General features: G+C 56.5%; 6 protein-coding genes. 2 read left to right on the plus strand and 4 right to left on the minus strand.

What is annotated here, in order from left to right:
* A partial coding sequence (locus D6877_RS22875; protein ID WP_130912219.1) for an HAD family hydrolase occupies positions 1–629 on the plus strand: 629 nt, incomplete at its 5' end.
* Positions 630–753: 124 nt separating this feature from the next.
* On the opposite strand, the gene nhaB is transcribed toward D6877_RS22875, so the two are convergent.
* The 3 genes from nhaB to D6877_RS22890 form a co-directional block, all read right to left on the minus strand.
* The gene (gene nhaB / locus D6877_RS22880) at positions 754–2,256 is read right to left on the minus strand and encodes a sodium/proton antiporter NhaB (RefSeq protein ID WP_130912220.1); all 1,503 of its coding nucleotides are present in this window, start codon (positions 2,254–2,256) and stop codon (positions 754–756) included.
* Between the two features lie 88 nt (positions 2,257–2,344).
* A complete protein-coding gene (locus tag D6877_RS22885) occupies positions 2,345–3,634 on the minus strand; it encodes a hypothetical protein (RefSeq protein ID WP_130912221.1) in 1,290 nt (429 codons plus the stop codon).
* A gap of 263 nt (positions 3,635–3,897) precedes the next feature.
* Complete coding sequence (locus tag D6877_RS22890; RefSeq protein WP_016774677.1) at positions 3,898–4,164, minus strand: hypothetical protein; 267 nt, start codon at positions 4,162–4,164, stop codon at positions 3,898–3,900.
* 625 nt (positions 4,165–4,789) lie between these two features.
* Here D6877_RS22890 and D6877_RS22895 point away from each other — a divergent pair.
* Positions 4,790–6,115 carry a sigma-54 dependent transcriptional regulator gene (locus tag D6877_RS22895; protein ID WP_130912222.1) on the plus strand — a complete coding sequence of 442 codons (1,326 nt, stop codon included), beginning with the start codon at positions 4,790–4,792 and terminating at the stop codon, positions 6,113–6,115.
* Between the two features lie 96 nt (positions 6,116–6,211).
* Here the strand turns inward: D6877_RS22895 and D6877_RS29265 are convergent.
* On the minus strand, positions 6,212–6,738 hold a 527-nt coding region (locus D6877_RS29265), incomplete at its 5' end, for a carbohydrate binding domain-containing protein (protein ID WP_206662996.1).

Below are 6,738 nucleotides of genomic sequence, written 5' to 3' on the forward strand. Positions count from 1 at the left end.
TTGATCTGCCGACAGCGGCGTTCAATGGCGGCACCATCGTCAAACCGGACGGCACGCTGCTGGCCGCGCATTATTTGCCGGCAACCACGGCGCTGATCGCACTGGCACTGTTTGCCGATCAACCGGACGTGGAAATCTGGGTGTTCAGCGGCGGTGACTGGCTGCTCAAGGATCCGCACGGGCCGATGGTCCCGCGTGAACAGAGCGGCCTCGGCTATCCGCCGGTGGTGGTGGAAAGTTTTGAACCGTATCTGGAGCGCATCGACAAGATCGTCGCCACCAGCAACAACACTGAGTTGTTGATCGAACTGGAGGCGCAGCTGTTGCCGAAGGTCAACGGCATGGCGCAGGTGTCGCGTTCGCAGCCGGTGTATCTCGACGTTACTGCGCTCGAGGCCAACAAAGGCACGGCATTGACGACCATCGCCGAATACCTCGGCGTGCCGCTGGAACAGACTGCCGTCATCGGCGACGGTGGCAACGACCCGGCAATGTTCAAATGCGCCGGTTTGTCGATAGCCATGGGCCAGGCGGAAGAGGCTGTCAAGCGTCAGGCTGATGTCGTTACAGCGTCAAACACCGAAGACGGCGTGGTCCTGGCGATAGAGAAATACATCCTCCCGCACTGACCCAACACAAAAACCAATGTGGGAGCGAGCCTGCTCGCGAAGGCGTCGGCACATTCAACACCTTCATTGCCTGACCCAACGCGTTCGCGAGCAGGCTCGCTCCCACAGGTTTATTCAGTGTTGCTTAGAGCCAGTAGCTCACCGCATACCAGCCCAGCAGTCCCATCACCACGGTATACGGCACCGCCATCCACACCATGCGCCCGTACGACAAACGTACCAGCGGCGCGATCGCCGAGGTCAGCAGGAACAGAAACGCTGCCTGACCATTCGGTGTCGCCACACTCGGCAGGTTGGTGCCGGTGTTGATCGCAATCGCCAAGGTTTCGAAGTGCTCGCGAGTCATGTGCCCGGCAAGAAAAGCCTGTTTCACCTCAGTGATGTAAATGGTCGCGACAAACACGTTGTCGCTGATCGCCGAGAGCAGACCATTGGCGATGAACAACATGCCCGGCTGCTGATCCATCGGCAATGCCAGAACCCACTGGATCAGCGGGGCGAACAGTTGCTGATCATGGATCACCGCCACGACGGCAAAAAACACCACCAGCAGCGCAGTAAACGGCATGGCGTCCTTGAACGCACTGCCGAGGCGATGCTCGTCGGTGATGCCGGTAAACGCAGTGATCAACACAATCACCATCAAACCGATCAGGCCGACTTCGGCCAAGTGAAACGCCAGGCAGCCAATCAGAATCAGCGCCGCCGCACCTTGCACCAGCAGCGCCGCCGTCTGACGAGGCGTGCGTTTGGCGTTGTCCTCGGCAGCGTAGTCAGCCAACACAGCGCGGACGTTGTCCGGCAGCAGCGTGCCGTATCCGAACCAGCGCAACTTCTCCAGCAGCACGCACGTCACCAGACCCGCCACCAGCACCGGCAGCGACACCGGGGCGACCTTCTGGAAGAACTCGCCGAAATGCCAGCCCATCTCATGGCCGATCAACAGGTTCTGCGGCTCACCGACCAAGGTGCAGACCCCGCCCAGCGCCGTACCGACCGCGCCGTGCATCAGCAGGCTGCGCAGGAACGCGCGGAACTGATTCAAGTCCTCATGGTGCAGTGACGTCAAATGCTGATCGTCACTGAATTCGCTGTCCTGACGCGGATCGTTACCCGATGCGACACGGTGATATACCGAGTAAAAACCGACAGCCGCACTGATGATCACCGCCGTCACCGTCAACGCATCAAGGAACGCCGAAAGAAACGCCGACAAAAAGCAGAACATCAACGCCAACATCGCTTTCGAACGTACTCCCAAAAGCAGCCGCGAAAACAGAAACAGCAGCAAATCCTTCATGAAGTAAATGCCGGCGACCATGAACATCAGCAGCAGAATCACCGGAAAGTTGTGCAGCAACTCATCGTAGAGCGCTTGCGGCGTGGTCATCTTCAGCAGCAACGCTTCAATCAACAACAAGCCGCCCGGCATCAACGGATAACACTTGAGCGCCATGGCCAGGGTGAAGATGAACTCGATCACCAGTAACCAGCCTGCGGCGACCGGGCCGATAGTGAACAGCACCACGGCATTGAGAATGAGAAAACCGACGATGGTCGCCTTGTACCAGCGCGGCGATTGCCCGAGGAAATTGTGCGCGAACGCCTGGGCGATTGAACCGGACATCGGCTGCTCCTTTTATTTAGAAGCGCGAAAGTTGCCGGATGTTTCAGGGAAGATCAAGTCGCCGTTAACCTCGATCCTGTTCAATGCTCTATGGATTCAGATAACGCGCAACCATTGCCCGGTAGTTGCCATCCAGTGAATAGCCGCCCACAACAATGGCCCCGTCCGTTTGCACGGCCAGCGAACTGGCTGTGTCGAGACTTCGTCCCAGTCGCGTGCGTAACCAGCCGTGGCCCTGGCCGAACGCTGGATCGAGACTGCCGTCAGCTTGATAACGGGCGACCATGAAGTCGGCTTCAACCCCGCCGATGGTGGCGCCTACGGCGACGATGCGGCCGTCGCTCATTGGCTGGGCGGCATTCCATTGGCAACCGCTGGGGCCGATGTCCAACACCTGTGGCTGGCCACGATGACAGTGCAGGTCCGGTCGACCGTTGGCGTGCAGGACAAATGTCAGGCAGCGGATCGGATCGCGGCTGCTGCCGAAGCAATAAAGCCTGTCGTCGGACTCGATGATCTGGCTGACCTGAGTACTGTTGCCATGGGCCTTGAAGGCCATGAAACCGTCCACGGCGAAGCGCTCATCCAGGCTGCCATCGGGGCGATAAACTGCCAACAGGCCTTGCTGCGGAAAGTCGATCGAGCCTGCGACGACGATGCGCCCGTCCTGCTTCAACAGCAGGGTGCTCAGCCAGGTATTGAGCAGCAGGTGGCGGACCATCACGAATCCGCGTCCGTTGAAGGATTCGTCCAGTTGGCCGTCGGGCAGCAGACGAATCAGCATCCCGGCGTGGTCGGCGAGGCTGAAATGATGATTGGCGATCAGCAGAATGCGGCCGTCTTGCTGCACCGCAAAATCACAGGCTTCGACACCCGGCACGCCCGGCGGCAACCAGTTGTCGCGGGTTCCCATGGACAACTCGCCGGGCAGTTGCACGACCTGAAAGCCGTCATCCCCGAAGGTGCGGTCTGGCTGGCCGTTGGTATCGAACAGGGCGAGGGCGGGGAGGGTGCGATGGGTGCCCTCATAATGCAGGCCACCCAGCAGAATCCTTCCGTCAGGCAGCACCTGGACCTTGCCGGCCCTGGCTTCGCAACCTTCGATGAAGCTGCCGATCACGCTGCCCTGAATGGCAAAGGACAAATCCGCCGAACCATCCGCCAGCAGTCGCGCCAGGCCAAATCGGCTTCCCTTTGGCGTACCGACTTTCGCGGCAACCAGAATCCGCCCCTGTGCATCGAGCGCTACATGCTGAGTCTGGCTCGATAGACTGCCGGCAAAGTAAACCTGCGCAACACCGCCAATGGCGAATGCCGAGTCGAGCGAACCGGGGTTGTTCCATGCAGTAGGCAGCGCAAAAGTGTTCAGGGTGGACATGCACGCATCTCCTTGCGAGTGAACCGATACCCAGTGATTGGGCGGCTGACTGCACGAGCGAAACATTCAATCCCTGAACCGCGTGAAGCACAACTGGACGGATTAACAGAACGACGGTCGCACTGTGCCAGAACAGTGTCTTGTTGAACCAGTCGCAAGCGAGCCAAGTACTTTGGGTAAAACTGCGCTGAAAGTACCTGCTTGTTCGACTACGCATACAACAAGGGCGGATGACTTCAACGTCATCCGCCCTTGTGCGGTTATCAATGTGGCATCGACCACGATTGCAACTTGTGGCCGTCTTCGCTCAGTTCGGCGCGGGCCTGCTGCAGCAGTTGTTCGAGTTGCGCCGGGTCAGAGTAGGCGCTGCTCGGGATCTGTTTGCGACCGATGTGCGAGTTGGTGCGGTCGACGACGGTCAGGCTAAGTTCACCGTTACCGTCTTGTGGCGCCCAGGCCACGCATTGGAAAGGCTTGAACGCGTGGTTGGCAATCAAAAGTGCTTCGTTGATACGCAGCGGGGCAGTCATGGGGTCTTCTCTCTATTGGCGCCCAATCAAATGATGTGCCGTCGGTTGGGCTTACCGTGCGGCGGGTTACTTGTACTGATGCACGCAACCGGGGGGCGGGTCACAAGTGAAACAAAGAAATTTCAAGTTCTTTACATGATTCGAGTTCAGGTCAGTGATTCTTTACATGGCCGAACATCGCGCTAGATTCACCCCTCACCCCAGCCCTCTCCCCGAGGAGAGGGAGCTGATTTGTGGCCACTTCGGTACTTGAGTTCGGCTCGATATCTCAGGTCGGCAGAACTCGAACAACACCACGGTCAGTCCCCTCTACATTGGGAGAGGGCGCCGATTGGTGGGCTCTTCGAAGCCTGAGTTCGGCTCGGTATTTCACGTCGGCGTAACTCGGATAAACACCTCGGTCAGTCCCCTCTACCTCTGGGAGAGGGCTAGGGTGAGGGCAGCTCTTTGCCACACCGCAAATAGTCGATAGCTAACTAACAACCAACTTTCTTATAACTCTTTTAACAACCACCCTATAAGCAATCGATACAAGCCCCCGTCAAAATCTTGCTAGTGTTACAACCGGGTCTGCCAAATGACTGTTTTTACAATCATTTATAAAATTTGGCGCCAAGGAGCAGTCATGAGCGAAGCGCCCGCGTCGAGACGTTTACTGGTAGTCGATCCCTGTGACGACTGCCATCGCCTGTTGCCCGGATTGCGCGCCGTGGGTTGGGATGTCGACAGTTGTAATCTGGAAAACGCCGCATCGCGCGCCTGTGACGTCGGCCTGCTGCGTTTGCAGCCGTTCCATCTGGAACGTCCCGAAGCCGTTAAAGAGCTGATCAGCCGCAGCGGCACCGAGTGGATTGCGGTGCTCAATCAGGAAGTCCTGCGCTTGCAGAACGTCGGCGACTTCGTCTGTGAATGGTTTTTCGATTTCCACACCTTGCCCTTCGACGTCTCCCGCGTGCAGGTCACCCTGGGCCGCGCCTTCGGCATGGCACGCCTGCGCGGGCAGGGCACGATTCATGTCGATCAGCCGGAGCACGAACTGCTCGGCGACAGCAAACCGATCCGCGAACTGCGCAAACTGCTGAGCAAACTCGCACCGACCGAGTCGCCAGTACTGATTCGCGGCGAAAGCGGCACCGGCAAGGAACTGGTCGCCCGCACCCTGCACCGCCAATCACAACGGCACAGCAAACCGTTTGTGGCGATCAACTGCGGGGCGATACCCGAGCATTTGATTCAGTCGGAATTGTTTGGCCACGAGAAAGGAGCGTTCACCGGGGCACATCAGCGCAAGGTCGGCCGTATCGAAGCGGCTAATGGCGGCACGTTGTTCCTTGATGAAATCGGCGACCTGCCGCTGGAATTGCAGGCCAATCTGCTGCGATTTCTTCAGGAAAAGCAAATTGAGCGGGTAGGGGGTAGTCAGCCGATCCCCGTAGACGTGCGAGTGCTCGCGGCAACCCACGTTGACCTAGAAGCAGCCATCGAAAAGAAGCGCTTTCGTGAAGACCTTTATTACCGGCTCAATGTTCTACAAGTGGTAACCGCACCACTGCGTGAACGCCATGGCGATCTATCGATGCTGGCCAACCACTTTTCCCACTTCTATAGCCATGAAACCGGGCGTCGACCAAGAAGCTTCAGTGAGGATGCGTTGATTGCCATGGGCAAGCACGACTGGCCGGGGAATGTGCGCGAGCTGGCGAATCGGGTACGGCGGGGGTTGGTGTTGGCGGAGGGGCGGCAGATTGAGGCGCGGGATCTGGGGTTAATCAGTCAGCATTCGATTGCCACACCGATGGGTACCCTGGAGGATTACAAGACCCGCGCGGAACGGCAGGCGTTGTGTGATGTGTTGAATCGGCACAGTGATAATTTGAGTGTGGCCGCGAAGGTCCTAGGGGTTTCGCGGCCTACTTTTTATCGGTTGTTGCATAAGCATCAGATTCGCTAACCTGTTAAATTTCGCATATTTACACCATGGTGCTAATCGATAGATTAATTGAAGCTTACATATCGGCTTTGCTTTGAAGCAAAAAACTATGCAACGTCAGATTTTTCTTATTCTTAAATTGTCTATATATGCTGGCACTAACGTTATCGCATACGCAATGATGATTGTGCATGGGTCTATTGAGGTACCTACATAAAAGTCCCCTGTCAGGGTGCTCCACTCAGGAGTAGGTGGCAGCAGCTGGCTAAAAAGCATGTTGCCATTCTGATATATTTTAAGTTCTATTTGGGTAGGGGTTTTAAAGTCTAGACTCCATGCGTATTTTTCGCCAGGCTTCATTGCAAAGAAAATTTTCTTTATAAAAATTCCGTGATAGTTGCTTCCCGCGCCATTGTCAATTGACTGCAAATAATATTGGTCATCAGTCTTGGTTATTTTATATAAATAGCCATTATAATTTGTCGTCCAGTTGTTCATGTCATAGTTTGTGAAAGTGGTCAGATCATCGAAAGTCTCGGAAATCAAATAAGTTTTTGGCTCGCAGGATAGAGCATCGTTGACGTTTGCTTCCGAAAAAAACGCAACCTCCAATCTGATCGATAACTGAGAATCCTCTTTACACC

The sequence above is a fragment of the Pseudomonas sp. Sample_9 genome (assembly GCF_004307535.1).
Taxonomy (GTDB): Bacteria; Pseudomonadota; Gammaproteobacteria; order Pseudomonadales; family Pseudomonadaceae; genus Aquipseudomonas; species Aquipseudomonas mercuritolerans.

Excerpts from the sequence above, each read along its gene's own strand:
- D6877_RS22895 (WP_130912222.1), top strand. The coding sequence starts at position 4,790 with ATGAGCGAAGCGCCCGCGTCGAGACGTTTACTGGTAGTCGATCCCTGT.
- D6877_RS22885 (WP_130912221.1), bottom strand. The coding sequence starts at position 3,634 with ATGTCCACCCTGAACACTTTTGCGCTGCCTACTGCATGGAACAACCCC.
- D6877_RS22890 (WP_016774677.1), bottom strand. The coding sequence starts at position 4,164 with ATGACTGCCCCGCTGCGTATCAACGAAGCACTTTTGATTGCCAACCAC.
- nhaB (WP_130912220.1), bottom strand. The coding sequence starts at position 2,256 with ATGTCCGGTTCAATCGCCCAGGCGTTCGCGCACAATTTCCTCGGGCAA.